Origin of the sequence: Mesorhizobium sp. M5C.F.Cr.IN.023.01.1.1, assembly GCF_003997585.1 — a bacterium.
In the GTDB taxonomy this organism is placed as follows: domain Bacteria; phylum Pseudomonadota; class Alphaproteobacteria; order Rhizobiales; family Rhizobiaceae; genus Mesorhizobium; species Mesorhizobium wenxiniae.
In genome coordinates this window covers 59,208-82,410 of record NZ_RZSU01000009.1, presented here as the reverse complement: position 1 = coordinate 82,410, position 23,203 = coordinate 59,208, and the positions used below count along the sequence as shown (strand labels likewise).

Annotated in this window: 24 protein-coding genes; 9 read left to right on the top strand and 15 right to left on the bottom strand. The window is 62.3% G+C overall.

All coding sequences use genetic code 11. From position 1 onward, the window contains the following. Positions 1-28: 28 nt before the first annotated feature. The 3 genes from EOA78_RS06195 (at position 29) to EOA78_RS06185 (ending at position 2,685) form a co-directional block, all read left to right on the top strand. Positions 29-943: a LysR substrate-binding domain-containing protein gene (locus tag EOA78_RS06195; RefSeq protein WP_127314346.1), complete on the top strand. Its 915-nt coding sequence runs from the start codon at positions 29-31 to the stop codon at positions 941-943. A gap of 83 nt (positions 944-1,026) precedes the next feature. Beyond that, a complete protein-coding gene (locus tag EOA78_RS06190; protein WP_127314345.1) occupies positions 1,027-2,283 on the top strand; it encodes an aminopeptidase in 1,257 nt (418 codons plus the stop codon). A 45-nt stretch (positions 2,284-2,328) separates the two neighbouring features. Continuing rightward, a complete protein-coding gene (locus tag EOA78_RS06185; RefSeq protein WP_127314344.1) occupies positions 2,329-2,685 on the top strand; it encodes a DUF488 domain-containing protein in 357 nt (118 codons plus the stop codon). A gap of 45 nt (positions 2,686-2,730) precedes the next feature. Here EOA78_RS06185 and ugpC read toward each other — a convergent pair whose 3' ends face one another. The 5 genes from ugpC to EOA78_RS06160 form a co-directional block, all read right to left on the bottom strand. Continuing rightward, on the bottom strand, positions 2,731-3,798 hold the full coding sequence (ugpC, locus tag EOA78_RS06180) for a sn-glycerol-3-phosphate ABC transporter ATP-binding protein UgpC (protein WP_127314343.1): 1,068 nt from the start codon (positions 3,796-3,798) through the stop codon (positions 2,731-2,733). 31 nt (positions 3,799-3,829) lie between these two features. Then, positions 3,830-4,555, bottom strand: a complete 726-nt coding sequence (locus EOA78_RS06175) for an SDR family oxidoreductase (RefSeq protein WP_127314342.1) — start codon at positions 4,553-4,555, stop codon at positions 3,830-3,832. 64 nt (positions 4,556-4,619) lie between these two features. Continuing rightward, positions 4,620-6,125, bottom strand: coding sequence for an extracellular solute-binding protein (locus EOA78_RS06170; protein ID WP_127314341.1), 1,506 nt, complete (start codon positions 6,123-6,125; stop codon positions 4,620-4,622). Between the two features lie 59 nt (positions 6,126-6,184). Then, a complete protein-coding gene (locus EOA78_RS06165; protein WP_127314340.1) occupies positions 6,185-7,057 on the bottom strand; it encodes a carbohydrate ABC transporter permease in 873 nt (290 codons plus the stop codon). A gap of 1 nt (position 7,058) precedes the next feature. Further along, positions 7,059-7,946: a sugar ABC transporter permease gene (locus EOA78_RS06160; protein WP_029355468.1), complete on the bottom strand. Its 888-nt coding sequence runs from the start codon at positions 7,944-7,946 to the stop codon at positions 7,059-7,061. 155 nt (positions 7,947-8,101) lie between these two features. Here EOA78_RS06160 and EOA78_RS06155 point away from each other — a divergent pair, with 155 nt between their 5' ends. Continuing rightward, positions 8,102-9,022 carry a sugar-binding transcriptional regulator gene (locus EOA78_RS06155; protein ID WP_164783655.1) on the top strand — a complete coding sequence of 307 codons (921 nt, stop codon included), beginning with the start codon at positions 8,102-8,104 and terminating at the stop codon, positions 9,020-9,022. A gap of 182 nt (positions 9,023-9,204) precedes the next feature. Here the strand turns inward: EOA78_RS06155 and EOA78_RS06150 are convergent, their stop codons facing one another. Beyond that, positions 9,205-10,014 (bottom strand): HAD-IIB family hydrolase, encoded by an 810-nt coding sequence (locus EOA78_RS06150; protein ID WP_127314338.1) that lies wholly within the window; start codon positions 10,012-10,014, stop codon positions 9,205-9,207. A 4-nt stretch (positions 10,015-10,018) separates the two neighbouring features. Then, complete coding sequence (locus tag EOA78_RS06145; RefSeq protein WP_127314337.1) at positions 10,019-11,347, bottom strand: sn-glycerol-1-phosphate dehydrogenase; 1,329 nt, start codon at positions 11,345-11,347, stop codon at positions 10,019-10,021. A 139-nt stretch (positions 11,348-11,486) separates the two neighbouring features. On the opposite strand from EOA78_RS06145, the gene EOA78_RS06140 reads away from it, so the two are divergent. After that, the gene (locus tag EOA78_RS06140) at positions 11,487-12,470 is read left to right on the top strand and encodes a sugar-binding transcriptional regulator (protein ID WP_127314336.1); all 984 of its coding nucleotides are present in this window, start codon (positions 11,487-11,489) and stop codon (positions 12,468-12,470) included. 55 nt (positions 12,471-12,525) lie between these two features. Further along, positions 12,526-14,022 carry an FGGY-family carbohydrate kinase gene (locus EOA78_RS06135; protein WP_127314335.1) on the top strand — a complete coding sequence of 499 codons (1,497 nt, stop codon included), beginning with the start codon at positions 12,526-12,528 and terminating at the stop codon, positions 14,020-14,022. 54 nt (positions 14,023-14,076) lie between these two features. On the opposite strand, the gene EOA78_RS06130 is transcribed toward EOA78_RS06135, so the two are convergent. After that, the gene (locus EOA78_RS06130) at positions 14,077-14,433 is read right to left on the bottom strand and encodes an ArsC family reductase (RefSeq protein ID WP_029355455.1); all 357 of its coding nucleotides are present in this window, start codon (positions 14,431-14,433) and stop codon (positions 14,077-14,079) included. 177 nt (positions 14,434-14,610) lie between these two features. Here EOA78_RS06130 and EOA78_RS06125 point away from each other — a divergent pair, with 177 nt between their 5' ends. Together EOA78_RS06125 and EOA78_RS06120 are read left to right on the top strand one after the other, a co-directional pair. Beyond that, positions 14,611-14,976, top strand: coding sequence for a metalloregulator ArsR/SmtB family transcription factor (locus tag EOA78_RS06125; protein ID WP_127314334.1), 366 nt, complete (start codon positions 14,611-14,613; stop codon positions 14,974-14,976). Beyond that, positions 14,973-15,458, top strand: a complete 486-nt coding sequence (locus EOA78_RS06120; RefSeq protein ID WP_127314333.1) for an SRPBCC family protein — start codon at positions 14,973-14,975, stop codon at positions 15,456-15,458. The genes EOA78_RS06125 and EOA78_RS06120 overlap by 4 nt, the downstream gene beginning before the upstream one ends. Before the next feature lie 113 nt (positions 15,459-15,571). Here the strand turns inward: EOA78_RS06120 and EOA78_RS06115 are convergent, their stop codons facing one another. The 7 genes from EOA78_RS06115 to EOA78_RS06085 are packed head-to-tail and all read right to left on the bottom strand — an operon-like array spanning position 15,572 to position 22,219. Further along, a complete protein-coding gene (locus EOA78_RS06115) occupies positions 15,572-16,555 on the bottom strand; it encodes a 2-dehydropantoate 2-reductase (protein ID WP_127314372.1) in 984 nt (327 codons plus the stop codon). Between the two features lie 2 nt (positions 16,556-16,557). Continuing rightward, positions 16,558-18,123, bottom strand: a complete 1,566-nt coding sequence (locus EOA78_RS06110) for an acyl--CoA ligase (RefSeq protein WP_127314332.1) — start codon at positions 18,121-18,123, stop codon at positions 16,558-16,560. Further along, positions 18,116-18,814 carry a fumarylacetoacetate hydrolase family protein gene (locus tag EOA78_RS06105; protein ID WP_127314371.1) on the bottom strand — a complete coding sequence of 233 codons (699 nt, stop codon included), beginning with the start codon at positions 18,812-18,814 and terminating at the stop codon, positions 18,116-18,118. Before EOA78_RS06105 ends, EOA78_RS06110 begins: the two co-directional genes overlap by 8 nt. A 2-nt stretch (positions 18,815-18,816) precedes the next feature. After that, positions 18,817-19,572, bottom strand: a complete 756-nt coding sequence (locus EOA78_RS06100) for an ABC transporter permease subunit (RefSeq protein WP_127314331.1) — start codon at positions 19,570-19,572, stop codon at positions 18,817-18,819. A 6-nt stretch (positions 19,573-19,578) separates the two neighbouring features. After that, positions 19,579-20,382, bottom strand: coding sequence for an ABC transporter ATP-binding protein (locus EOA78_RS06095; RefSeq protein ID WP_127314370.1), 804 nt, complete (start codon positions 20,380-20,382; stop codon positions 19,579-19,581). A 1-nt stretch (position 20,383) separates the two neighbouring features. Continuing rightward, positions 20,384-21,211 (bottom strand): ABC transporter permease, encoded by an 828-nt coding sequence (locus EOA78_RS06090; protein WP_127314330.1) that lies wholly within the window; start codon positions 21,209-21,211, stop codon positions 20,384-20,386. Between the two features lie 12 nt (positions 21,212-21,223). Continuing rightward, the gene (locus EOA78_RS06085; RefSeq protein ID WP_127314329.1) at positions 21,224-22,219 is read right to left on the bottom strand and encodes an ABC transporter substrate-binding protein; all 996 of its coding nucleotides are present in this window, start codon (positions 22,217-22,219) and stop codon (positions 21,224-21,226) included. 176 nt (positions 22,220-22,395) lie between these two features. Here EOA78_RS06085 and EOA78_RS06080 point away from each other — a divergent pair, with 176 nt between their 5' ends. Continuing rightward, positions 22,396-23,088: an FCD domain-containing protein gene (locus EOA78_RS06080; RefSeq protein ID WP_127314328.1), complete on the top strand. Its 693-nt coding sequence runs from the start codon at positions 22,396-22,398 to the stop codon at positions 23,086-23,088. Positions 23,089-23,203: the final 115 nt, after the last annotated feature.

The window sequence follows — 23,203 nt, the reverse complement described above, 5'->3', positions numbered from 1 at the left end:
TTCAATCGTGTCGCTTTAGAAAAACTGTATGAGCATACTGAACCGCGTCCACCTTAACGGCCTGCGCGCCGTGGAAACCGTTGCCCGTCTGGGATCGCTTTCGGCTGCGGCGAGCGAACTCAACGTGTCCGCCAGTGCCGTCAGCCAGCAGGTCAAGCGGACGGAAGAGCAACTCGGCCAGGCGCTGTTCGAACGAACGGCAAGCGGTCTCGTGCTGACCGAATTCGGCAACGTCTTCACCGCCCGGCTCGGGGCAGGTTTCCGCGAACTCGCCCAAGCCGTGGCGCTCGCCGACGAGGCCTCCGAATGCACGCTGGTGGTTTCGGTCGCACCGGCTTTCGCCTCGAAATGGCTGCTGCCGAGGCTGTCCAGGCATTTCGCCCGCCATCCAAACGTGCTGCTGCGCATCGACGCTTCGGGTCGGATCGCCGATCTCGACCATTCCGACATCGACGTCGGCATCCGGATGGGTGACGGCAAATGGCCGGGCGTGCGCGCGGAACTGCTACTGGCGCAGGAGGTGTTTCCCGTCTGCGCCCCGTCGATCGCTGCCAGACTGAAGTCGATCGAAGACCTGGCGCAGACATGCGCCATCATTGACGAGCGGTCGATGATCAGTTGGGACAGCTGGTTCGAGGCGGCCGGGGTGAAGCCCGTCACCTTTCTCAAGGGCGCGCGTTTCACCGACCCGATGCTTTGCCTGGAATCGGCGATCGCCGGCCATGGCGTGATGCTCGCCTGGCAATTGCTGACGGCTGACGCTCTCGCCGACGGCCGGCTGGTCGCGCCGTTCGGCGTGCGCGCTGAGAGCGGGCTGGGCTACTGGCTGGTGACATCGGCCAGCAAGAGCGAGAGCCGCAAGGTGCGCGATTTCAAGGCCTGGATCCGCGAGGAGATCGAGGCAACGATGGCGCAGTTTGGCGGGCTCGACAGCGCGGCCTAAAGCAGGCCAGCCGATCGCGGTGGAAAGACCGACGGCACCGGTCTATGTAAGGATGAGACCCTCACATCACGGCAGGCAGGATCATGACCACACATTCGCGCGGCGTTTCCGCAACGATCGACCCGGTGAAGCTCGACAGGCTGGCCGAAGTCGCCATCAAGGTCGGGCTGCAGCTGCAGCCGGGGCAGGACCTGGTGCTGACATCGTCGATCGCAGCGCTGCCTCTGACACGACGGATCATCGAGCACGCCTACAAGGTAGGTGCCGGCCTGGTGACGCCGATCTTCAACGACGATGAAATCACGCTCGCACGCTTCCGCTATGGCGCCGATGCCGGTTTCGACCACGCCGCCGGCTGGCTCTATGAGGGCATGGCAAAGGCCTTCGCCAACAATGCGGCGCGGCTTGCCGTGCGCGGCGAGGATCCGTCGCTGCTGTCGGCGCAGGATCCGGCGAAAGTGGCGCGCGCCAACAAGGCGAATTCGGTCGCCTACCAGCCGGCGCTGGAAAAGATCACCGGCTTCGACATCAACTGGAACATCGTCGCCTATCCCGACCTGGCCTGGGCCAAGCAGGTGTTTCCGGGCGATACCGACGACGTCGCCGTGGCAAAACTCGCCAACGCGATCTTTGCCGCCTCACGGGTTGATGTGGAAGACCCGATCGGCAACTGGACAGCGCATAATGCGGCTCTTCGCAGCCGCACCGAATGGCTGAACGGCCATAATTTCCACGCGCTGCGTTTCACCGGACCCGGCACCGATCTGACTGTCGGTCTGGCCGACGGACATGAATGGATGGGCGGCGCTTCGACCGCCAGGAACGGCATCACCTGCAATCCGAACATTCCGACCGAGGAGGTTTTCACCACGCCGCATGCAAGGTGCGTCGAAGGCCATGTTTCGAGCACCAAGCCGCTGTCTTATCAAGGCACGCTGATCGACGGCATCGCTGTGCGTTTCGAGGACGGCCGCATCGTCGATGCCAAGGCCAGTCGCGGTGAGGACGTGCTGAAAAGAGTGCTCGACACCGATGAAGGCTCACGCCGTCTCGGCGAGGTCGCGCTGGTGCCGCATTCCTCACCGATCTCGAAGAGCGGCCTGCTGTTCTTCAACACGCTGTTCGACGAGAATGCCGCCTGCCACATCGCGCTCGGCCAGTGCTATTCGAAGTGCTTTGTCGACGGCGCCTCGCTAAGCCAGGAGGAGATCGGGACGCGTGGCGGCAACAAGAGCTTCATCCATATCGACTGGATGATCGGTTCGGACAAGATCGACATCGACGGCGTCGGCAAGGACGGCAGCCGCGTGCCGGTTATGCGTAAGGGCGAGTGGGCGTAAGGAGCCGCCAACAAACCGTCATGGCGGTCAACCCCGGAGTTGGCAATGAAACTCGATATCAAGGTCAAGCGCATCTACGAGCCGCCCTCGCCTGGCGATGGCCAGCGGGTGCTCATAGACCGCGTATGGCCGCGCGGCGTCCGCAAAGAGGACGCCGCGCTGACGCTATGGCTGAAGACCGTCGCGCCAAGCGATGAATTGCGCAAATGGTTCGGTCACGAGCCGACCCGCTGGATGGAATTCCAGCAGCGATATCGCGGTGAGCTCGACAGGAACAGCGACGCGGTCGGCCAGTTGCGTGCCCTCCTCGACAACGGCCGTGTGACGCTGCTCTACGGCGCCCAGGACGACACGCACAATAACGCAGTGGCTTTGGCCGATTATCTCAGCCTAAAGGGCTGAGGCAGCGCGCGCTGCCGGGTCATATCCACGGCTTCGTCGCTAATCTCAGGCGACACGCAGTTCCGTGGCCGCATCGAAGAGGTGCACCTTACCCGGCAGTACCGAAAGGTTGATCGCGGCGCCGGCGTTGCGGCGCTCGTCACGCGGCACCACGGCGACGGCGTCGTATCCCGCCACGCGCAGATGAATCTGGACATCCGCGCCGGTCGTTTCGGACAGCACGACCTCGCCCTTGATCTCACCCGCATCCGAAATGCCGAGATCGTGCGGCCGGACGCCCATGATGACCTTTTGGCCTGGCTTCGCCATGATCTGCGGCGAGAGGCCGATCGACACGCCTTCGGCGACGAAGCGAGGACTGCCGCCTGCGGTCTCGACAGCGCCAGCGATGAAATTCATCGACGGCGAGCCGATGAAATCAGCGACATATTTCGAGTTCGGGCGCTCATAGACCTCGTCGGGCGTGCCGATCTGCATGATCCTGCCGGCGTGCATCAGCACGATCTTGTCAGCCATCGTCATCGCCTCGATCTGGTCATGGGTGACGTAGATCGTGGTCGTGCCGAGACGATTGTGGAGTTGGCGGATTTCCACGCGCATATGCGTGCGCAGCTTCGCGTCGAGGTTGGAGAGCGGCTCGTCGAAGAGGAAAACGGCGGCATTCCGCACCATGGCGCGGCCCATGGCGACGCGCTGGCGCTGGCCACCAGACAGTTCCTTGGGGTAGCGCCCGAGATAGGGCGTGAGATTCAGGATTTCCGCCGCCCATTCGACCTTCTTCCTGATCTCCGCCTTTGGCACTTTCGCCACTTCGAGACTGAAGCCGATATTGTCGAACACCTTCATTGTCGGATAGAGCGCGTAGTTCTGGAACACCATCGCGATATCGCGATCGCGCGGGTGAACGTCATTGACCCGCCTGTCGCCGATCAACAGATCGCCGTTGGTCACTCTCTCGAGCCCTGCTGTCATGCGCAGGAGCGTGGTCTTTCCGCAGCCCGACGGCCCAAGAAGCACGACGAATTCGCGGTCGGCAATGCCGAAGGAGATGTCCTTCATCACCTCGACTTGCCCGAAACTCTTGGCGATGTTCTTATATTCTACGGTAGCCATTCTCTCTCTCCAGAACCCCGGATTCGGGTCGTCAGTATTTCTGCCTGGTCGGCGTGATGACGATTTCCTGCACGAGAGCGTTCTGCGGCATCTGGTAGGTGTGCAGCATGAGGTCAGCGACGTGCTCCGGTCCGATCCCGCCTCCGATCTTGAGCTTGTTGGCCTTGTAGTTGGCGAGCGTCTGCGGATCGAGGACGCCGCTCAGAACTTCGGTTTCGATCACCCCAGGCGAAAGCACGACCACGCGGACGTCATAGTCGGAAAGATAGTCGCGCAGCGATTCCGACACGGCGTGAACGAAGAATTTCGTCCCGCAGTAAACCGTATGATCCGGATAGACCTTCCGGCCAGCGATCGAACTCATCATGAACAGCGTTCCATGACGGCGCTCCATCATGCCCGACATCACCGCGTGGACCGAATTCAGCACGCCTTTCGTGTTGATATCGATCATCTCGTCCCATTCCTCGGGCGGCTGGCGGCCTATGTCGGCAAGACGGGCGATGCCGGCATTGGCGAAGAGCATGTCGACCGGCCCGTATTCGGCTTCCGCCTCCTTCACCGCGGCTGCGATTGCGGCGCGGTCGCGGACGTCGACCTGCCGGGCCATGCTGTCGGGCAGGTTCAGCGCCTCCATGCGCTCCAGACGGCGGGCCATCATGAGAACAGGATGGCCGGCGCGCGAAAACACCTTGGCGACCGCTTCGCCGATACCAGAACTGGCTCCTGTCACTGCTACGAGCTGTTTTCCAGCCATTGTTTTTCCTCATGGGAATTGTCGATACCCGGGGTGGCGGCCCAAGGCCGCCACCCCGGAACACTCAGCCCTTGGCGACGAGATCGTCGACCTGGGTTTTCAGGGCGTCGAGCGACTCCTTGGCCGAGCCCGACTGGCCGGCGAAGTATTTGCCCAGTGCAACCGGGATCATATCGCTCGAGAGTTCTGCCCACGCCGGCAGGTCGGGCTCGGATCCCATGTAGTTGGCAATGGTGTCGCGCACGACCGGCAAATGGCGGGTCGTGCCGGCGCCGACACGGGCATTGGCCAGCACGCGCGGATCGTCATAGACGCTGGTGCGCGTTGGCCCCGTACCGCCGCCCAGAACGGTTATCAGCGCTTGGGTATCGGCTGAGGTCGCCCACTGCATGAAAATCCAGGCAGCGTCCGGGCTCTTCGAGTATTTCGACACCGCGAGCGAAGAACCGCCCTGGTGACCAACGCCCGGAATTTCGCCGAATCCGGTCTGCTCGACCGTGCGCAGCGTAGCGGCAGGTTTCGGCGGAACCATCGCTTCCATCAGACCGGAGACTTTGGAGGCTTTGGGATCGTCGAAGAACGGGAAGAATTCGCCCCAAGACAGCATCGAGGCCGCGACGCCCTGGCCGACCGACTGGCCCTCGCCATCCCATGTCCAGCCGTCGACGCCGGGCGGCATCGTCGCCTTGAGCTTGTCCCAGTAGGCCATGGCGGCCAAGCCAGCTTCGTCATTGCCGGTGAATTTGCCGTCGGGGCCGAAAATCGAACCGCCATGGCCCCAAAGCCACGCCGTCCAATCGCATTCGAGGCTGTAATGGCCGGATTTCATCTGGCCGCTGGTGCCGTACATGTTCGGGCCCTTGGCGTCGGTGATCGCCGCAGACGCCTTCAGCAAATCGTCCAGCGTGGCCGGAGGCGGCAGCTTGAGCTCGTCCCAGACGTCCTTGCGGTACTGCATGATGAAGATCGGGATGTCATAGGGCACGCCGACCATGCGGTCCTCGTACATGGCGATACCGTCGACGAGCGGCTTCAGGAAGTCGTCGATGTTGTAGTTCGGCATTGCCAGATCAGCGTTCTTGAGCTGCTCGCGCGGATCGAAGACGTCCTGGCTGAAGCTCGCCGCCCAGCTCTGGTCGATATAGTAGAGGTCGTAAGTGCCGAGGCTCGACGCCACGTCGAGCGTCAGCTTCTGCAGCACCTGCTCGAGCGGCAGCACTTCGATCTCGACCTTGATGCCGGTAGCCTCCTCGAAATACTGCTTGAGTTGCGTTGCGATGGCATTCGACGGCGGCGTCGATTCGGTGGCGAGACGAAGGGTCGTTCCGGCAAAGGGCTTGCCGACATCCGAGAGCCACTTGGTGATTTTGGCGCTGGGCTTTAGTTCCTGTTCCTGAGCCGATGCCTGGCTGATGCCGTAGAACGGACGTCGTCCCAGGCCCATGCCGAGCGCGCTGGCGCCGAGGCCGAGAATGCTTGCTGCGCGAAGAAACGAGCGCCGGTCCATCTGTCCGCGAACGAAGCGATCGGTGACAGAGGCAAGATGCGCCTTTCTGATGCTGTCTTTCATTGTCTACTCCTCCGGTTTAATTCGCGATTTTCACAAGGCTGCGAATTCGAGCCTCCCATCTATTGTTTCAACGATCCCATCGTGAGACCGCGCACGAGGTGCTTTTGAACCAACAGAATGAAGATGAAAGCGGGAATGATGGATGCGGCGCCAAGCGCGGCCATGTTGCCCCAGGCGGTGCCGATCGAGGTGACGAAGGTCGACGAGACGACAGGCACGGTCTTGACAGATGTGGTGGTCAGGGTCAGCGCAAACAGGAATTCGGTCCAGCTGAAGATGAAGCAGAGGACCGCCGTGGCGGCGATGCCGCCCTTGGCCATCGGCAGCACGATCCGCCGGAAGATCATGAAGCGGCTGGCGCCATCGACAATGGCGCTCTCGTCGATCTCCGACGGAATGTCGTCGAAGAAGCTCTTCATCAGGAGGACGGCGAGCGGCAGGTTCATCAGCGCGTGGATCAGCACCATGCCGATATAGGTGTCGATGAGACCGAAATTCTTGTAGATGAAGAACATCGGAACCGCGACCGCGACGGGCGGCATCATGCGTGTCGACAACACCCATCCGACAAAACTGTGCCGGCCGCGGAAGTTCATTCGCGACAGGGCATAGGCGGCAAGCGTGGCGATGGCCACGGCGAGCACGGTCGACAGCGTCGCGATCACGATCGAATCCCAGACGCGGGGCGCCATGTAGAAGTTGCCGCCGCCCGGCGTCACGGTGATGCCGCCGCTGCCCAGCGAAATCCCGAACACCTTCTGGAAATTGTCGAAGGTCGGCGTGAAGGCGAACAGTTTCGGCGGCCGGTTGAAGATGTCATTGCCGTGTTTGAACGCCACCGACGTCCAGTAGTAGATCGGAAAGAAGAAGACTGCGACCACAACCCAGGCGGCGATGGTGCGAAGCATGCGCGTTGAGAAGGAGCCGTTCATTTTACCATCTCACCTTCGCGATACGGATGAACAGATTGGCAATGACGAGGATGATCACCAGGGTGACGAGACTGAGCGTGGCTCCATAGCCCCATTTTACGAAGCTGAACGTCTGCTGCCATGCATAGAGGGACAGCGAGTAGGTCGACGCTCCCGGCCCGCCGGACGTCATGACGAAGACATAATCGAAGACGCGGAAGAGATCGATGCCGCGGACCAGCACGGCGATCGCGATCACCTTCGACATCATCGGCAGGGTGATGCGCCGGAAAATCTGGAACGACGACGCGCCGTCGATCATCGCGGCCTCGTAAGGCTCCGGCGGCAGCGCCCTGAGACCGGCAAGGAAGATGAGGACCATGAACGGCGTCCACTGCCAGATTTCCGCGACGAGAACGCCGGCTAGCGCGGTCGACGCCGTGGCGAGGATAGGGTTGTTCGGATTGAGCAGGCCGATCGACTGCAGGAGATAGCTGATCACCCCGAACTGCGGGTCCTCCATCAGCAGATACATCATGCCGACGATGGCCGGCGGGATGACAAGCGTCATTGTCAGGACGCCGCGCAAGAATCCGAAACCGAAGCCGTCGCTGTCGAGGAGCAGCGCGATCGCCATGCCGAGCACCAGTTCAAAGACCAGCGCGATGGCGAAATAGGTGAAGGTGATGACGAGCGACTGCCAGAACCGCGTGTCGTTCCAGAGCTGCACCCAGTTTTCCGTTCCGACGAATTCGAGCGCCCGTCGGCGCGGGACGAACTCATGGAAGCTCAGCCAGATGTTGTAGATCAGGGGATAGACCGTGAAGACAAGCAGGATCGCCACCAGCGGCAGCAGCCAGGGCAGCGGGTGATCCGAAACGACGAAACGTCTGGCTTGGGCAACCCGCACGCGTTCCTCCCGAACCGCTTCGTTTTGCGATGCACAAATGTTCATATCTTGTGCATTTGTTCAAATGCTATATTGTCGTCCTGTCTGTGGCAAGCACTTGTTGGCCGGCTACAGCGGCATCCGGATGGGTGAGCCACCAGCATCGGAGGACCCTCATGACGTCGATCGGCCTCCTGGCACGGGTAGCCCATCAGTATTTCGTGTTGGGCGAAACGCAGCAGGCCATCGCCGAGCGGCTGCAGATCAACCGCACCAAGATCCACAGGTTGCTGGCCGAGGCGAAGGAGCGCGGCATCGTCTCGATCCGCATCAACGCCGGGACGTCCCAGGCGCTCGAAATGGAAGAGCAGCTCAGGCGGAAGTACCGGCTCGACATATGCAGCGTCACACCGAACGATACCGGGTCGGAGCTCGGGCTCTCCGAAGTGATCGGCATCTATGCCGCGCAGACCGTCGAGACGCTGCTCAGGGACGACATGACGGTCGCCATGGCGTGGGGCCGAACCATGAGATGGCTCGCCTCCAACATCGAACCGGTGGCCCTCAGGAACGTTACCGTCGTGCCGCTTCTCGGCTCTCTGTCGCGCCGGTCGTCGATCGACAAATACGACGCCGCCGCCGTCTTTGCCCAGCGCACCCAGGCCGAATCCTATTATCTCCCCGGACCCATCATCTGCGACAGCCGCGAAAGCCGCGAGACGATCCTGCAGCAACCGAGCGCGCGCGAGGTTATCCAGAAGGCACTGAACGCCGACCTTGCGCTGATGAGCGTCGGCGGCACAACCAGCTCGACGCTTCGGAGCGTCGGTTACATGACCGACGAGGAATTCGACGATATCCTCAGAATGAAACCGATCGGGAACTTTCTCGGCTATTTCTTCGACCGGAACGCCGAACTCATCGACCATCCCGTCAATGAACGCATTGTCGGAGTTTACCCTCTCGACACAATGAACATTCCCAAACGCATTCTCGTTTCCGGCGGAAAGAATAAGGTCGGCATCATGGCCAAGCTCCTGGAAAAGGGATTCTTCACCGGGCTCATCACCGACCAGGAGACGGGGGGTTCGCTCTGACATCCACCGGCCGGGATTGCGGTACCAACCAAAGGTGCTGTGCGATGTTGCCTGGAGCATCGCGCTCGCTTTCCTCTGAAAGCAGACTGGCATCGAATCCTCCCTAAGCCGTTCCTGGTTCGCTTCCATCGCCTGCAGCATCCTTTGCGTCGTTTGCGGGCGGCACATTTCGCGCCGGCCGATCAGACCACCCCCGACCTCCGGTTTGCCAGGATCATATCGGCAACCTCGACGAAGCCGCGTCCACCCCGCGACCTGGCGACGAAAGCGGGTTCGGCGTCGATTTGTCCCTGGAAGTCCATGACATTCGCGACCCCGAACGAGCTCGGAAAAAAACCGAACATCGGAGCGTCGTTCGGACTGTCTCCGACGAACGCGTAGGCCTGCCTTTCGGCATCGAGATCGGTTCCCAGCCTCTCGCTCGCAAAGCGGCGCGTCATCGACAGCTTGTCGTATCCGCCAAACCAGCCATTCACATGGATCGACGAGATCTTGGCGACAGCGCCGGCTTCCTCGAAAATCTGCTTGATGCGCCTGGCATCGGACATCGGCAGCGCCGGAACATCTTCGCAAAAGTCGATGGCCAGATCGGCTTCGCGATATTGCTGGTCGGCGGATACGGCCGAACCCGGCACTTCCTGGACAATACGCTTTTCCAGGTCCGTGAGCCTGCGCCTGTTTTCCCGGCGTTCCTCAGCGCTCGCGGCGAAAACCCGGATCATCTTTCGCGTTGCCTGATCATAAGCGAAGTAAAAAGCGCCATTTTCACCGACCACGCCGGTCACCGGCCAGAACCGGGCAATCATGTCGCACCAACCTGCCGGTCTCCCGGTAATGGGAGCAACGACAAGGCCCGCCTCGTGCAGACGTTCGAGCGCACGGTAGGCGTCGGCCGGAAGACGACCCTCGGTCGTCAAGGTGTCGTCGATATCGCAGAAGACGCCGCGAATGCGCGACGCAGTTTCGGGTCCGAATTCGGCGAGGTCGCGCATCCCGTCAGGCTTCCCCGCGGGCAAAATCCTCCAGCATTCCTGCATCCGCAGCAATGTCGAGGAACGAGAAGCGATTGCGCATCTCCCGGCAATGAACGACGGCTTCGCGGTAGAAATCGGGCGACGTGCCCAATTCGGCGGCTGAGATCGGCCCGCCGGTGGATTTCAGCAGGCGCTGCATCTCGTCGACAGGCACCATGAATTGCTTGAGCTCCTGCCTGAGTGTCGGCCAGAGCTCCTGCAGCCGCTCGTTGAATGCGGCGGCGGCATTCTCGTCGAAGGCCTTCTTCTTCAGTTCGTCGAGACATTGTGCGGCGACAGCCGGGCTCATGCGGCGGACCATGTCGTCAGGATCGATCTTCGTCGCCTTCACCACCGGCGGCTTGTCGCTAGCAAGCATTGCTTGCTGCAATCGCGCCATGGTGAGCGAAGCGACGCCGACCTGGGTGCCGTGGAGCGTACCGGGGTGACGCTCGCCGGCGAAGCAGTCGATGTAGTGCGATATCTGATGCTCGCCCATGGAACCGTGATTGGAGACGCCGGTGAAGGAAATTCCGAGGCCGCAGAGCGTCAGCACGCGATAGAGATAGCCATTGGCCTCGATGTCGTGTTCGGCAAGCTTTGCCGCACGCTCGTTGAGCGCCGCTTCATCATTTTCCTGGATGAGAAACGGGACCTGATGGTAGGCAGTGCCAAGCAGACGGTGCGACATCCACCAGTCGATCTGGGCGACTGAGCGGCAAAGGCAGTCACCGAACCCCGCCGCTGACAGATAGGTCGGGGCGGCAGCGGAGACGCCAAGGTCGACGAAAAAGCCTGATGGCGCGTGGGAAGGGAGCGATACCTTCAGGCCGCTTTCAAGTGTGATGGACGCGGTCGTCGATGTGTAGCCGTTCATCGAACCGGCCGTCCCGAACACGCAATAGCGTCGTTCGTTCTTTCCGGTGACGAACTTGCAGAGATCGTTGATCGTGCCGGAGCCGACCGCGACCACGGCATCCGCATCCGCGAGTTTGACGGCCAGGCTCTCGACATTGGCCATGTCGGCATGCGGGTGGTCCAATATCAGGACATCGACAGGGCCGAGCGTCTTCAGTTCGCGCGCAACGCGTTCGCCAAGCGCATCATAGGTCGCGGCATCCGCGACGACGGTGAACCGCTCACCCAGATCGAGCTCCGAAACGAGATCCGCAGCCCGCCCGTCGAGGCTTTCTTCGATGACGATCCGATCATACGGCACCACGGCCTTTTTCCCGGTCTCCGGGTTGGTCCAGCGCCCGTCCAAAATGTCGTCGATCAATGCCGTCCAGGATCCGGCTGCCGGATTCGTCATGGCGTCCTCTTGTGGGGCAACTCTCAAGTCCAGACACAGGCGCGCTGCGCGATCGAACAATAGTCACCTATCACTGTCTTTTGTCAAGCATCTGCCCGCAACGCTTGACTTCGTTCTGCAAACCTGCGGAAAAAGGGACATGAATGCCAACGCCGACATCGACGTGGTCCGAACATCTGGGCTCTCGGCACTGCCGCCTGAATTCGACAGCGCGGTGGCGTGGGCTGCCTGGCTCTACTATGTCGACCAGCTCAACCAGAGCGATGTGGCCAAGGTCATGAACGTCTCCAGGGCGAGCGTGGTAAACTATCTGCAGGAGGCACGCGAAAGCGGACTTGTCGCCGTGCAGGTCGATCACGACGCTTTTGCCCGCACCTTGACCTCGCGGCGCCTCATGGAAAAATACGGCCTTCGCGGCGCCGCGGTTATCCCCGACCTCGATCCAAACGATGCCGACCGCCGCATCGGCGAAGCGGCAGGACGGTTGCTCGCATCCATGGTCGATCCGGGTGACACGATCGGCGTCGCCTGGGGAAAAACGGTGCTCGCTGCCGCCCGCTCGATTCCACGATTACGGCATGACCGGAACCTCACCGTCGTCCAGCTCTCGGGAAGCTCGATCGGCACCAGCGATTTCTCGCCGGAATTCTGCACCTCGCTGATGGCCAATCGGCTCGGAGCCCGCTGCATCAACCTGCTTGCCCCGGCGATTGTCTCCACCGACGAACTGCATGACGAACTCATGCAGGAGCCGATGCTCGTCAACCAGTTCCGTATGATCCGTGCCGCCGGCAAGGTCATCTTCGGGATCGGCGATATAGGGCCGGAGAGCACCTATGCCCGAGCCGGGATATCGGATGCCGACGCACTTGCCGGTATGATCGAGCAGGGAGCGCTCGGGGTCATCATCGGGCGGTTCATCGACGCTCGAGGCGCCCCTTTCGCAACTCCGCTCGACGGACGCACCGTCGGCATCACGCTCGACGAACTGAAAGCGGTGCCCGTCCGTATCTGCGCCGCCGGCGGCGCCCGCAAGATGGGGGCGATCAGGGCTGGGCTCGGCGGCGGATATGCGACACATTTTGTCACCGACATGGCCACCGCGAACATTCTCTTGGAATAACCGGCGCTCGGACTAACCAGCACTCGGTGGAACTCATCGTCTCGGGAGGACAATCATGGGCAGCAGCGACGGACCCCTTGTCGTCGGCCTCGACAGTTCCACGCAATCCTGCAAGGCGATTGCCTGGAGCCCGGACGGACGAGCCGCGGCGGAAGGCCGCGCGCCGCTCGAGCTGATGAAGCCGAGGCCGGACTATGTCGAGCAGGAGGTCACCGACTGGTGGCGGGCCGCAACAGTGGCGCTGCGACAGCTTGTCGGCGCGGTCGATCCAAAACGCATCGCCGGTATCGCGATCTCCAACCAGCGCGAGACCGTTGCGCTCATCGACGGCGCCGGCGAGCCGATCGGACCCGCGAGCCTTTGGCTGGACGAACGCGCCGCCGGGCTGGTCGACCGTTTCGCGGCGGAAATCGGCCGTGAGCGGCTGCACGCGATCACCGGCAAGCCGATCGATGTGACGCCGGTGGTCTACCGCCTGAAGTGGCTGCGCGAGAACGAACCGAAACGGTTGGACCATGCGAACAAAATCCTCGACGTGCACGGTTTTCTGACGCTGAAACTGACGGGAACGCCGAGTGCGAGCTGGACGAGCGCCGATCCGTTCGGTCTCTTCGACATCTCGCGCAAGGCATGGTCGCAGCCGCTCCTCGATCATCTCAGCATCAGGCCGTCGCAACTTCCCAATGCGGTGCGGTCCGGCACACGGGTCGGGGCCGTTCATGCCGCCGCCGCCGCCGCAACAGGGCTAGCCGAAGGAACGCCGGTGATTGCCGCCGGCGGCGATGGCCAATGCGCCGGGCTCGGCGTCAATGCCATGCGCGACGGCGTTGTCTATCTCAATCTCGGAACCGCGATCATCGCGGGAATCTGGTCGCGGGAACCGGTGGTCGGCGCCTTCTGGCGTACCATGACCTCGCCGACAGGCGATGGCTATTTCCTCGAGGCAGTGCAGCGGGCGGGTGTCTATTTCGTCAACTGGTTCGTAGACATATTTGCCGGCGGACGCTCCGATCCGGCGATCTTCGACCGCCTGGAAAGGGAAGCGGCGGCCGTCCCGATCGGCTCGGACGGACTTCTCGCCGGCACCACCCTGGTCGGTTGCATGGACCCGCATTGGGATCCGAGCGCACGCGCGAGCTTCATCGGCATGCACCCCTCGCACACGCTCGGTCATTTTTATCGTGCGGGGCTAGAGGCGATGACGCTGCAAACCGCCCGGGCTCTCGAAGAGATGCGCAGCCATGGTCTTTCGCCGGCGCAAATGGTGGCGATCGGCGGCGGCGCCAACAGCAAACTTTGGACAAAGATGATCGCGGACGCGACCGGGATCTCGATCCATAAGGGTCACAACGCTGAAGCCTCCTCCCTCGGCGCAGCCATTAGCGCTGCGGTCGGCATCGGATGGTTCGAGAGTTTTGCTGAGGCCGCGGACGCCATGACCAGCATCGCCGAGACAATCGAGCCGGACCCACGCAGCCGCGAAGCATGGGACGCGCTGTCGGCCAGGCAGGCCAAGGTCTTCCCCGCGACCCAATTCGCCTGGCGGAATTGAGACCGGCGCGGCAAGCAGGCACTCGAACTGGAGCGCGAAAAGCGTCCCGTCCCGCTACTTCAACCCGCCCACCGCCTGCTGGTAAACATCAGGCTTGAAGCCGACGAGGATGCGATCGCCAAGTTCGAGGACCGGCCGCTTGATCATTGTCGGGTTGGCCAACATCAGCGCCTTGGCCTTCTTCTCGTCGAGGCTCAGCTTGTCCTTGTCCGACAGTTCGCGAAACGTCGTGCTCGCCTTGTTGAGCAGGATTTCCCAGCCGACTTTGCGGGACCAGCCGTTCAGCCGGTCCGCGTCCAGTCCTTCGACCCTGTAGTCATGAAAGCGGTAGGCGACATCGTGGCTTTCCAGCCAGACACGCGCCTTCTTGATCGTATCGCAATTGGTGATGCCGTACATCGTGATGGTCAAAATTTTGGCCCCTCGGACTGATCGTTCGTCGAATCTGGCCGCACCCTAAAGCACCCTTCAGACTTTGCCAGAGACCCCGCAGGCATCCTCAGAACTTTTGGGCTTGCCTATACTAAGGAATTTTCCTAAGTGTTATTCCGAACCATCTTTGGCCATGCGCAGTGGCGCAAGGAAGACATGACCGTCGCAACAAGCCCACAGACCGCGAGTCCGAGCGTCCCGCCGATCGACGGCATCTTTCGGGCGCTTGCCGATCCAACGCGCCGCCGTGTTGTCGAGCGGCTGAACAGAAGCCCGGCCTCGGTCAGCGAGCTCGCGCAGCCATTCGACATGGCTCTGCCCTCGTTCGTCGAGCATCTCAGGGTGCTGGAGGGCTGCGGGCTTGTTCATTCCGAAAAAGCCGGCCGCGTCAGGACCTACCGGCTTGCCCCCGAGCCGCTGAAGCTCGCGGAAAGCTGGCTGGCCGAGCAGCGCGCGCTGTGGGAACGCCGCCTCGACCAGTTCGATGCCTACGTCATGACGCTCAAGGAGAAAGACAAATGAATTCGACCCCGCTGTTCAAGCCCGATCCGAGACTCGACCTTGTTCTCGAACGCGTTGTCGATGCACCGCGAGAACTGCTCTGGACGGCCTATACCAAGCCCGAACATGTCCGCCAATGGTTCACACCGAAGCCATGGATCGTCACCGATTGCGAGATCGACCTCAGGCCCGGCGGCCTGTTCAGGACCCGCATGCAGTCGCCTGATGGCAAGGAGGTCAACGACCGCCATTGCTGCTACCTCGATATCGTGCCCAACGAGCGGCTGGTGTGGACCGACGCGTTGCTGCCCGGCTATCGGCCGTCAGGGGACCCATTCATCACGGCGGTCATATCGTTGCACCCGGAAGGCGAGGCGACACGCTACATCGCGACCGCCATCCATCGGGATGAAGCCACCCGCAATAAACATGAGGAAATGGGCTTTTTCGATGGCTGGGGCACCGTGGCCGACCAGCTTGCGGACTACGTTAAGAGGCTCTGAAGCGGCGTTGTTTCGCGCTGACATGGCGGCCATGGAATCGTCGTAGCCGTTCATCTGCCAGCGGCCGACCGCCTGCAGATGGGTTTTATCGACGTGAACCCGCCTGCGCTAGCTTACGTCAGATAGCAGCCGCGCTCGATGGCGAGGCGGCGCACCAGCGCCAGCACGTTGTCGATGGTGGGCGTTGGCTGGCCAGTCAACCGGCCGAGTTCCTGAACCGCCGTCACCAGCGCATCGATCTCCATTGGTCGGCCTCGCTCCAGATCCTGCAGCATCGAGGTCTTGTGCTCGCCGACGTCGCCGGCCCCCTTGATACGGCGGTCGACATTTATCGGGAAACGCACGCCGAGACTTTCGCCGATCGCCTGCGCCTCCAGCATCATGGTGCGGGCAAGCGTGCGGGTTGCCTCGTCGGCAGCGATTGCCGCAAGCGTGCTGCCCGTCAGCGCGGAAATGGGGTTGAAGGAGAGATTGCCCCAGAGCTTCACCCAGATCTCACTTCGGATGTCATCGCGAACCGGCACCTGCAGCCCTGCCGCAACCATCTCCGCAGCAAGCCGCGTGACACGTTCGCTCTTCTCGCCCGAGGGCTCGCCGAGCGAAAAGCGTTTTCCCTCGATATGGCGGACCAGGCCGGGCGCATCCACCTCAGCCGCGGGATACACGACCGAGCCGATGACGCGATCCGGCCCAAGCCGATCCCAGATCACTCCACCGGGATCCACCGCTTGCAACCGCGTGCCTTCGAGCGAGCCGCCGATCTTGTGGAAGTACCACCACGGCACGCCATTCTGCATGGTAACGACAGCCGTCCCCTCGCCCAGCAGCGGCGCGATCTGGTCGAGCGCCGGTGCGAGAGAATGGGCCTTGAGCGCCAGTACGACATAGTCCTGGACGCCTAGCTCCTGCGCTTGCGCGGCGGCCCTGACAGAGGCGACGGATTCATGACTGTCTTCGATCAGGCGAAGTCCGGCCGTCTTGATCGCATCGAGATGAGCGCCGCGCGCCATGATCGACAGATCGACCCGGCCGGCCATGGCAAGTTTGGCCGCGAGATAGCCGCCGATCGCGCCGGCGCCAAAAATGGTGATCCGCATCATCATCCAAGCCTGGGTTTGGCAAGCCCGGGTTTGGCAAGCCCGGGTTTGACAAGACCCAGTTTGGTCGCGAGACCGATGCGCTGCAGCTTGCCCGTCGCGCCCTTCGGGATTTCGTCCAGGATCATGACAATGCGCGGCACCTTGAAGTCGGCAAGCCGCATCGCTGCAAATCTGCGGATGTCGCCTTCGGTGGCGGCCATGCCCTCGCGCAGCACGATCGCAGCCGCGACCTCCTCACCGAGCTTGTCGTGTGGCGTGGCGAAGGTGACGACCTGCGCCACCGCCGGATGGTCCATCAGCACGTCGTCGACCTCGAGCGGCGAGATCTTCTCGCCGCCGCGGTTGATGATTTCCTTGAGCCGGCCGGTGACGCGCAGATAGCCGTCGCCGTCGAGCACGCCCTGGTCGCCGGTATGAAACCAGCCATGCGCGAAGGCCGTGGCATTGGCGTCCGGATTCTTCTCGTAGCCCGCGGTGACATTAGGCCCGCGAATGACGATCTCGCCGGTCTCACCGGGCTTCAGCAATTGCCCGTCCAGCGCCATCACCGCCACTTCCGGTCCGGCGGCGGCGCCGACGCTGCCCGGCTTGCGCAGGCCCGGCGGCAACCGGTTCGAGGCCATCTGGTGTGCGGCCTCGGTCATGCCGTAGGATTCGATCACCGGACAGCCGAAGGTCGCCTCAAGCTCGGCCATCACTTGCGGCGGCAGCGATGCCGAGGACGAGCGGATGAAGCGAAGAGGCGCGGCGGCCATTGCATCGGCATTGCGCGCCGCCCGCGGCAGGATCGCCTGATGCATGGTCGGCACGGCCGTGTACCAGCTCGGCCGCGCCTCGCTTAGCCAATGGAAGAAGCGCAGCGCGTTGAAGCCCGGCGTGCAGAAGACGCTGCCGCCGGCGGCGAGCGAGGACAGCACCGCCGCGATCAGACCATGGATGTGGAACAGCGGCATGATGTTGAGGCAGCGGTCGCCGGCCGTCAGGCCGAGCGTCGCGCCGATATGGGCGGCCGAGGCGGCAAGATTGGCATGGCTGAGCGGCACCAGCTTGGGTCGTGACGTGGTGCCTGAAGTGTGCAGCAACAGCGCGATGTCGCCGTCCTCAGCCATTTCGGGCGCAGCCGGCGGGCCGATCGGTTCGCCCTCGATCTTGAAGCTTCCGGCAGGCGCGTCGCGCAGTGCTGCGAGCCTGAGCACAGCTATGCCCAGGCGCTCCGCAACGGCGATCGCCGGGCCGCTTTCGTCTTCGGCAACAAGGATCGCCTTGGCGCCAATGTCGGTAAGGTAGAAGTCGAGCTCGTCGGCCCGGTAGGCCGGGTTGAGCGGCGCCGTGGACGCCGCCGCCGCTACCGCGACGAAGGCAGTGGCCATCTCCGGCCCGTTCGGCAGCACGATGGCCACCCGGTCGCCACGGCCGAGGCCCAGCGCGTGCAATTGCGCTGCAGTTTCGGAAATCAGGCGGCGCAGTCCGCCATGGGTCAGCGCGATCCTGTCGGGTGCCGAAATCGCCGGCGCATCGTCCGCTCCGGCAGCAAGCCGTTCAATGATCGACGCCGCTTCAGACAACGCGAACCTCTAGGTCGCCGACGCCATCGATATGACCGCGAAGAACATCACCGCGAACAACTGCCCCGACGCCCGCCGGCGTGCCGGAAAGAATGATGTCCCCCGGCATCAGCGTGAAGAGACCCGAGAGATAGCTGATCATTTCCGGAACTTTCCAAATCATCTGGTTGAGATCGCCGGTTTGTTTTCGCTCGCCATTGACGTCCAGCCAAATCGCTCCCTGGGTTGGATGACCGATCGAACTTGCCGGAACCAATGGCGTGCATGGCGCCGATGCCTCGAAGGCCTTGCCCACCTCCCATGGACGGCCCATGTCCTTCGCCTTACCTTGCAGGTCGCGCCGCGTCATGTCGAGACCTACGCCATATCCGAACACGCAGTCCAGAGCCTTTTCGGCCGCGATGTCCGTGCCGCCGCTCTTCAGCGCCACGACCATTTCGATCTCGTGATGGACATCGTTGGAGGCCGGAGGATACGGAAATTCTCCTGTCGTATCGAGGTTGTCGGGATTCTTCTGGAAGAAGAATGGCGGCTCCTTGTTGGGGTCGTGTCCCATCTCGACTGCATGAGCGGCATAGTTCCGTCCGACGCAATAGACCCGGTGTACCGGAAACATCTTGTCAGTTCCCGCCACCGGGATGCTGGGGATTGCGTTCGGTTCGATGATGTAGCTTGAGGTCGTGCCGTGCATGTTCACTGTCTTGCTCCTGCGTAGTATTCGACTTTGGCTTCGGCCCTTTCGATCAGTTCGGCGATCAGCAGGGCGAAGGCAAAAAGGATGATGGTCAAGGCCCAGAATTCGGCCATGCGGAAATTTCGCGAGAAGGTCTCGAACAGCGCGCCGTAGCCGACGATGGCGACGAGCAACTGGCCGATGACGACGCCCTTGACGCCGCGGATGAGGCCGAGGCGGATGCCGGCGAGGATTTCCGGAAGTGCCGCCCACAGGATGATCTTGGCATAAAGCGCCGGGCGCGAGGCGCCATAGGAACGCGCCATTTCGATCAGCGACGGCGAGATATGGCGGACCCCGGCGCGGGTGTCGAGGACGATGATCCAGATCGCAAACAGGAACACCGCCGCAACGATCGTCTTCTCGCCGAAGCCGAACAGGATCATCAGCACCGGAACGATCGCCGAGAGCGGTGCGCTTGAAAAGATGTTGACCCACATGCCGAGCAGGTCGTCGGCGATCTTGATCCGTCCCATCAGGATGCCCAATGGCACGCCGATTACGATCGACAGGGCCATGCCCATGGCGAAGGCGCGAAGGGTCGTGACCGTCGCGCTCTGCCAGGACGGGGTCTGCACGAGATCGACCGCTGCAGCCAGCACGTCGCTAAACGGTGGCAGCAGAAAGACAAGGTCCAGCCGGCCGACGATTTCCCATACGACGCACCAGACGAGCAGGGACGCCATCATTGGTACTCGGTAGCCAAACAGGGTCACGGCCGGTCACTCCACATACTGCTTCAGCCCCTGCCAGATCTCGTCGACCGTATCGAGATAGTGCCTGTCGCGATGAATGCGCTCGGGGTCGCCGGAGCGATCGATTTCCGGTTCAATGATCTGCGACACCCGGCCGGGTCTCGGTGACAGCAAGACGATGCGGTCGGAGATGTAGACTGCCTCCTCGATCGAGTGCGTCACGAAGATAAAGGTCTTGTTCTGGTTGGTGCGCAGCCGGATCAGGTCTTCCTGGAACTTCCGCCGGTTCTGCTCGTCGACCGCCGAAAACGGTTCATCGAGCAGCAGGACATCGGCATCGACCGATAATGCCCGCGCCAGGCCGACGCGCTGGCGCATGCCGCCCGACAGCTCGTGCGGATATTTATCCTCGAAGCCGGCAAGACCCACCTCTGCGATATAGCGGCGGGCGATCTCCTCGCGTTCGGCCTTGTTGGTGCCGCGCAGTTCAAGTCCGAAGGCAACGTTGCGTGTCACGGTCGCCCAGGGCATCAGCGCAAAATCCTGGAACACGAAAGCGCGTTCGGGGCCTGGTGCGCTGACGCGCTTGCCGTTGATCGCGACGGTGCCGCCATCGGCCCGTATCAGCCCCGCTATGATCTTCAGCAGCGTCGTCTTTCCGCAACCGCTGGGTCCGAGAAGGCTGGTCAGCTTGCCCCTGGGAAAGTCGAGGTCGATGCCGCGCAACGCCTCGACATTGCCGTAGGTCTTGGAAATTCCTCTCACCTCCACGATTGAATCGATCGGTGCGGGAACCGGCGACGGTCCATTTCGCAATGCGGTCGCGCCCATCTTAAGCACCTCTACTCTCCGGCCTGAAAACACGGACTTCCACCCACTGCAGAAAGACAAGCGTCAGGGTGGAAAGCGCAATGATCGAGGCAATTGTTGCGTACATCTCGGCGTAGTCTGCGCGCGAGCGGTGGAAGGTGATGAGGTCGCCGATGCCGGTCGGGGTGATCAGCAGCTCGGCGAGCACCACGCCGACAAACCCGGCAGCGACGCCGAGGCGCAAACCGGCAAAAATCACCGGGCTGGCGTCTGGAAGAATGATCTTGGCGACGGTCTGCCAACGTGTGCCCAGGAACGATCGGCACATGACGAGCAGCGACTCGTTGACGTTGCGCACGGCCTTGTAGGTGTTGAGCACGATGACCGGCAGCGCCAGGATCATGACGGCGAGCGTTTTGGCGGTCATGCCTATGCCGTAGACGAAGGTGACCATTGGAATGAAGGCGGCGACAGGTGCTGCCTGAAGCACGATGAACACAGGGATCACCAGCCATTCGCCGGTGCGCCACAGGCCACAGATCGTGCCGAGGCCGACACCCAGGAACGCCGACAGGACAACGCCGAGCAACAGCGGCTGCAGTGTCGAAAGGTAGGCGGTCGCCAGGCTGCCGTCGGCGAGCAATCCGAAAAATGCGACGATGGTGTCGGAAAAAGTCGGAAAGGCGAAGCTGACGGGAATACGCCCGGCCACTTCCCAAATTCCCGCGAACAGAGCGATCGACACGAGCCTGAGCAGGATCGGCTGGTCCCATGATGCGCCCGTTGCGCTTCGAGTCGATGGGGAAGCTTTGCCGGTAGCCTCGCCGTCGGTTCTGATGCTTACGGCCATCCGGCAGACCGCCTATTTCTTGCCGAGCTTGGCGACGGCGCGGTCGATTGCGGCGACATCCCAGAAGTCCTCGACCTTGAGGCTCGCGGGATCGCCTTCGATCTGGCCGGCAAGGCTGAAGAAGGCAAAGTCGTCTTTGGCCGCATCCGCTCCGCCGCCATTCAGCGCAAGGCTGCCGGCTTCCGCGGTTTCCTTGTAGTATTCGGTGATTTCGCTATCCGCCTCCGCGCCGAGATCCGGCAGCAGTTTGTACTTGTTGCGGAGCTCGACCGCCACCGCCGGGTTCGCGGTGATCTCGCGCGCCGTCTTCATCAATTCCTCGACCAGAATGTCGACGTCGGCGGCGTTGTTCTTCAGATAGTCCGCGGTCGCGAAAAGCGCTTCGTCCGAGGCGCCGAGATCCTCGACCGGCAGAACGATGAACTTGCCGGGGGCTTCGGCCTCAAGCGCTCGCCTGTTGGCGGCATCGACGATCGACGCCTTGATGGTCCCCTGCAGCAGCGCATTGCGGCGAACCTCGGAACCCGGGACATAGCTGATGTTGCCGAGCTTGATGCCGTGGTTTTTCGCCATCAGGAGCATGACCGCCTCTGTGCCGGAGCCGCGCGCCTGAACGGCGACCTCCTGCCCGTCCAAATCCTTCCATTCCTTGTAAAATTCGCTGTTGACGACAGGAAAGAAGCGCAGCGTCGAGATCTGCGCAAAGATGCGGATCGGCACGCCAACCTTCTGGATCAAAGTATAGGGCGCGCCGATGCCGACATCGGCCTGGCCGCCGACAATCGCCTGGGCAGCCAGATCCTCGTCATTGAGAACAATGAGCTCGACATTCACGCCGCGTTCCTTGGCGCGCTCTATCGCGGCGAGCGTCTGGATGGATTCTATACCGGGAAGGTCGCCGAATGCGATGCGCATGTCGCCCGCATTTGCGGCCGACAGGTGCGATGCAAATGCCAGAACCGCAGCGAAAGCGGTGGCAAGGATTGTACGTCCGGTCATGCTGGCCATTGTCATTCCTCCCGTTCTTGTAACCATTACCTTAATTGGTTAAGGATGTGGGGCGGATTGGTCAAGGAGAAACTGCGCGATGGCAGATGCGCTGGCCAAGAAAACTGGGCAGTTGACGGTTTCCGTTAATCGTTTTAACACCGGCAAAGGGAAATCTATGCGAATTGGTTAAATTAATGGACGATCCCGGTAATGGCGGCCACGCCGCCCTGGTCCAGCTTCAGGCCTATCTTGCCCAGATGGACCATGCCGGCGAGACACGGCTGCCTGCCGAGCGGGAACTGTCGGAGAGCCTCGGCGTATCGCGCGGCGATCTGCGCAAGGCGCTGGCGGTGCTCGAGAAGGACGGCCGCATCTGGCGTCACGTCGGCAGGGGCACCTTCGTCGGCAGTGGACCGGTCGAGGAGACGATCGGGATTTCGGAAATCGCCGGGCGCACGAATCCGGCCGACGTGATGCGCGCGCGCCTCATCATCGAGCCCGAGATTGCGCGCGAAGCGGCGCTGCACGCCACGCTTTCCGATATCGCCTCGATGCGACAATCGCTGGTGCAGACGCGGGAAGCCGTCACATGGCGGCAATACGAGAACATCGACAATCTGCTCCACCGGCAGATTGCGCAGGCGAGCCGCAACAATGTGCTGCTCGGCCTGTTCGACGTCCTGAACGCCGTGCGCCGAACCGTGGTGTGGGGACGTCTTCGTTCAGAAGGCGCCCGCCCTCCGGCAGACCATCACAGCTTCACCGACCATGAACGGATCGTGGAAGCGATCGCCGAGCGCGACCTCGGCGGCGCGGCCGCGGCGATGCGGCTGCATCTCCAACAGGTCGAGCGGCGTTTGATCCCCCTCCGCGAGGCCGCCGAATAGCTTGGCTTTGCCCACGCTACGCGCCGCGCGTCCTTCTTGGACACGCGGCGCTGTTCGCAGTCATGCGCTAGGCGCCGTAGCCGATGATGCCCTTGATCTCGAGGAAGTCATGGAT

What these genes read in the sequence shown, in the direction of transcription:
- EOA78_RS06195 (WP_127314346.1), top strand. Translation starts at nt 29, where the DNA reads ATGAGCATACTGAACCGCGTCCACCTTAACGGCCTGCGCGCCGTGGAA.
- EOA78_RS06190 (WP_127314345.1), top strand. Translation starts at nt 1,027, where the DNA reads ATGACCACACATTCGCGCGGCGTTTCCGCAACGATCGACCCGGTGAAG.
- EOA78_RS06185 (WP_127314344.1), top strand. Translation starts at nt 2,329, where the DNA reads ATGAAACTCGATATCAAGGTCAAGCGCATCTACGAGCCGCCCTCGCCT.
- ugpC (WP_127314343.1), bottom strand. Translation starts at nt 3,798, where the DNA reads ATGGCTACCGTAGAATATAAGAACATCGCCAAGAGTTTCGGGCAAGTC.
- EOA78_RS06175 (WP_127314342.1), bottom strand. Translation starts at nt 4,555, where the DNA reads ATGGCTGGAAAACAGCTCGTAGCAGTGACAGGAGCCAGTTCTGGTATC.
- EOA78_RS06170 (WP_127314341.1), bottom strand. Translation starts at nt 6,125, where the DNA reads ATGAAAGACAGCATCAGAAAGGCGCATCTTGCCTCTGTCACCGATCGC.
- EOA78_RS06165 (WP_127314340.1), bottom strand. Translation starts at nt 7,057, where the DNA reads ATGAACGGCTCCTTCTCAACGCGCATGCTTCGCACCATCGCCGCCTGG.
- EOA78_RS06155 (WP_164783655.1), top strand. Translation starts at nt 8,102, where the DNA reads ATGACGTCGATCGGCCTCCTGGCACGGGTAGCCCATCAGTATTTCGTG.
- EOA78_RS06150 (WP_127314338.1), bottom strand. Translation starts at nt 10,014, where the DNA reads ATGCGCGACCTCGCCGAATTCGGACCCGAAACTGCGTCGCGCATTCGC.
- EOA78_RS06145 (WP_127314337.1), bottom strand. Translation starts at nt 11,347, where the DNA reads ATGACGAATCCGGCAGCCGGATCCTGGACGGCATTGATCGACGACATT.
- EOA78_RS06140 (WP_127314336.1), top strand. Translation starts at nt 11,487, where the DNA reads ATGAATGCCAACGCCGACATCGACGTGGTCCGAACATCTGGGCTCTCG.
- EOA78_RS06135 (WP_127314335.1), top strand. Translation starts at nt 12,526, where the DNA reads ATGGGCAGCAGCGACGGACCCCTTGTCGTCGGCCTCGACAGTTCCACG.
- EOA78_RS06125 (WP_127314334.1), top strand. Translation starts at nt 14,611, where the DNA reads ATGACCGTCGCAACAAGCCCACAGACCGCGAGTCCGAGCGTCCCGCCG.
- EOA78_RS06120 (WP_127314333.1), top strand. Translation starts at nt 14,973, where the DNA reads ATGAATTCGACCCCGCTGTTCAAGCCCGATCCGAGACTCGACCTTGTT.
- EOA78_RS06115 (WP_127314372.1), bottom strand. Translation starts at nt 16,555, where the DNA reads ATGCGGATCACCATTTTTGGCGCCGGCGCGATCGGCGGCTATCTCGCG.
- EOA78_RS06105 (WP_127314371.1), bottom strand. Translation starts at nt 18,814, where the DNA reads ATGCACGGCACGACCTCAAGCTACATCATCGAACCGAACGCAATCCCC.
- EOA78_RS06095 (WP_127314370.1), bottom strand. Translation starts at nt 20,382, where the DNA reads ATGGGCGCGACCGCATTGCGAAATGGACCGTCGCCGGTTCCCGCACCG.
- EOA78_RS06090 (WP_127314330.1), bottom strand. Translation starts at nt 21,211, where the DNA reads ATGGCCGTAAGCATCAGAACCGACGGCGAGGCTACCGGCAAAGCTTCC.
- EOA78_RS06085 (WP_127314329.1), bottom strand. Translation starts at nt 22,219, where the DNA reads ATGGCCAGCATGACCGGACGTACAATCCTTGCCACCGCTTTCGCTGCG.
- EOA78_RS06080 (WP_127314328.1), top strand. Translation starts at nt 22,396, where the DNA reads ATGGACGATCCCGGTAATGGCGGCCACGCCGCCCTGGTCCAGCTTCAG.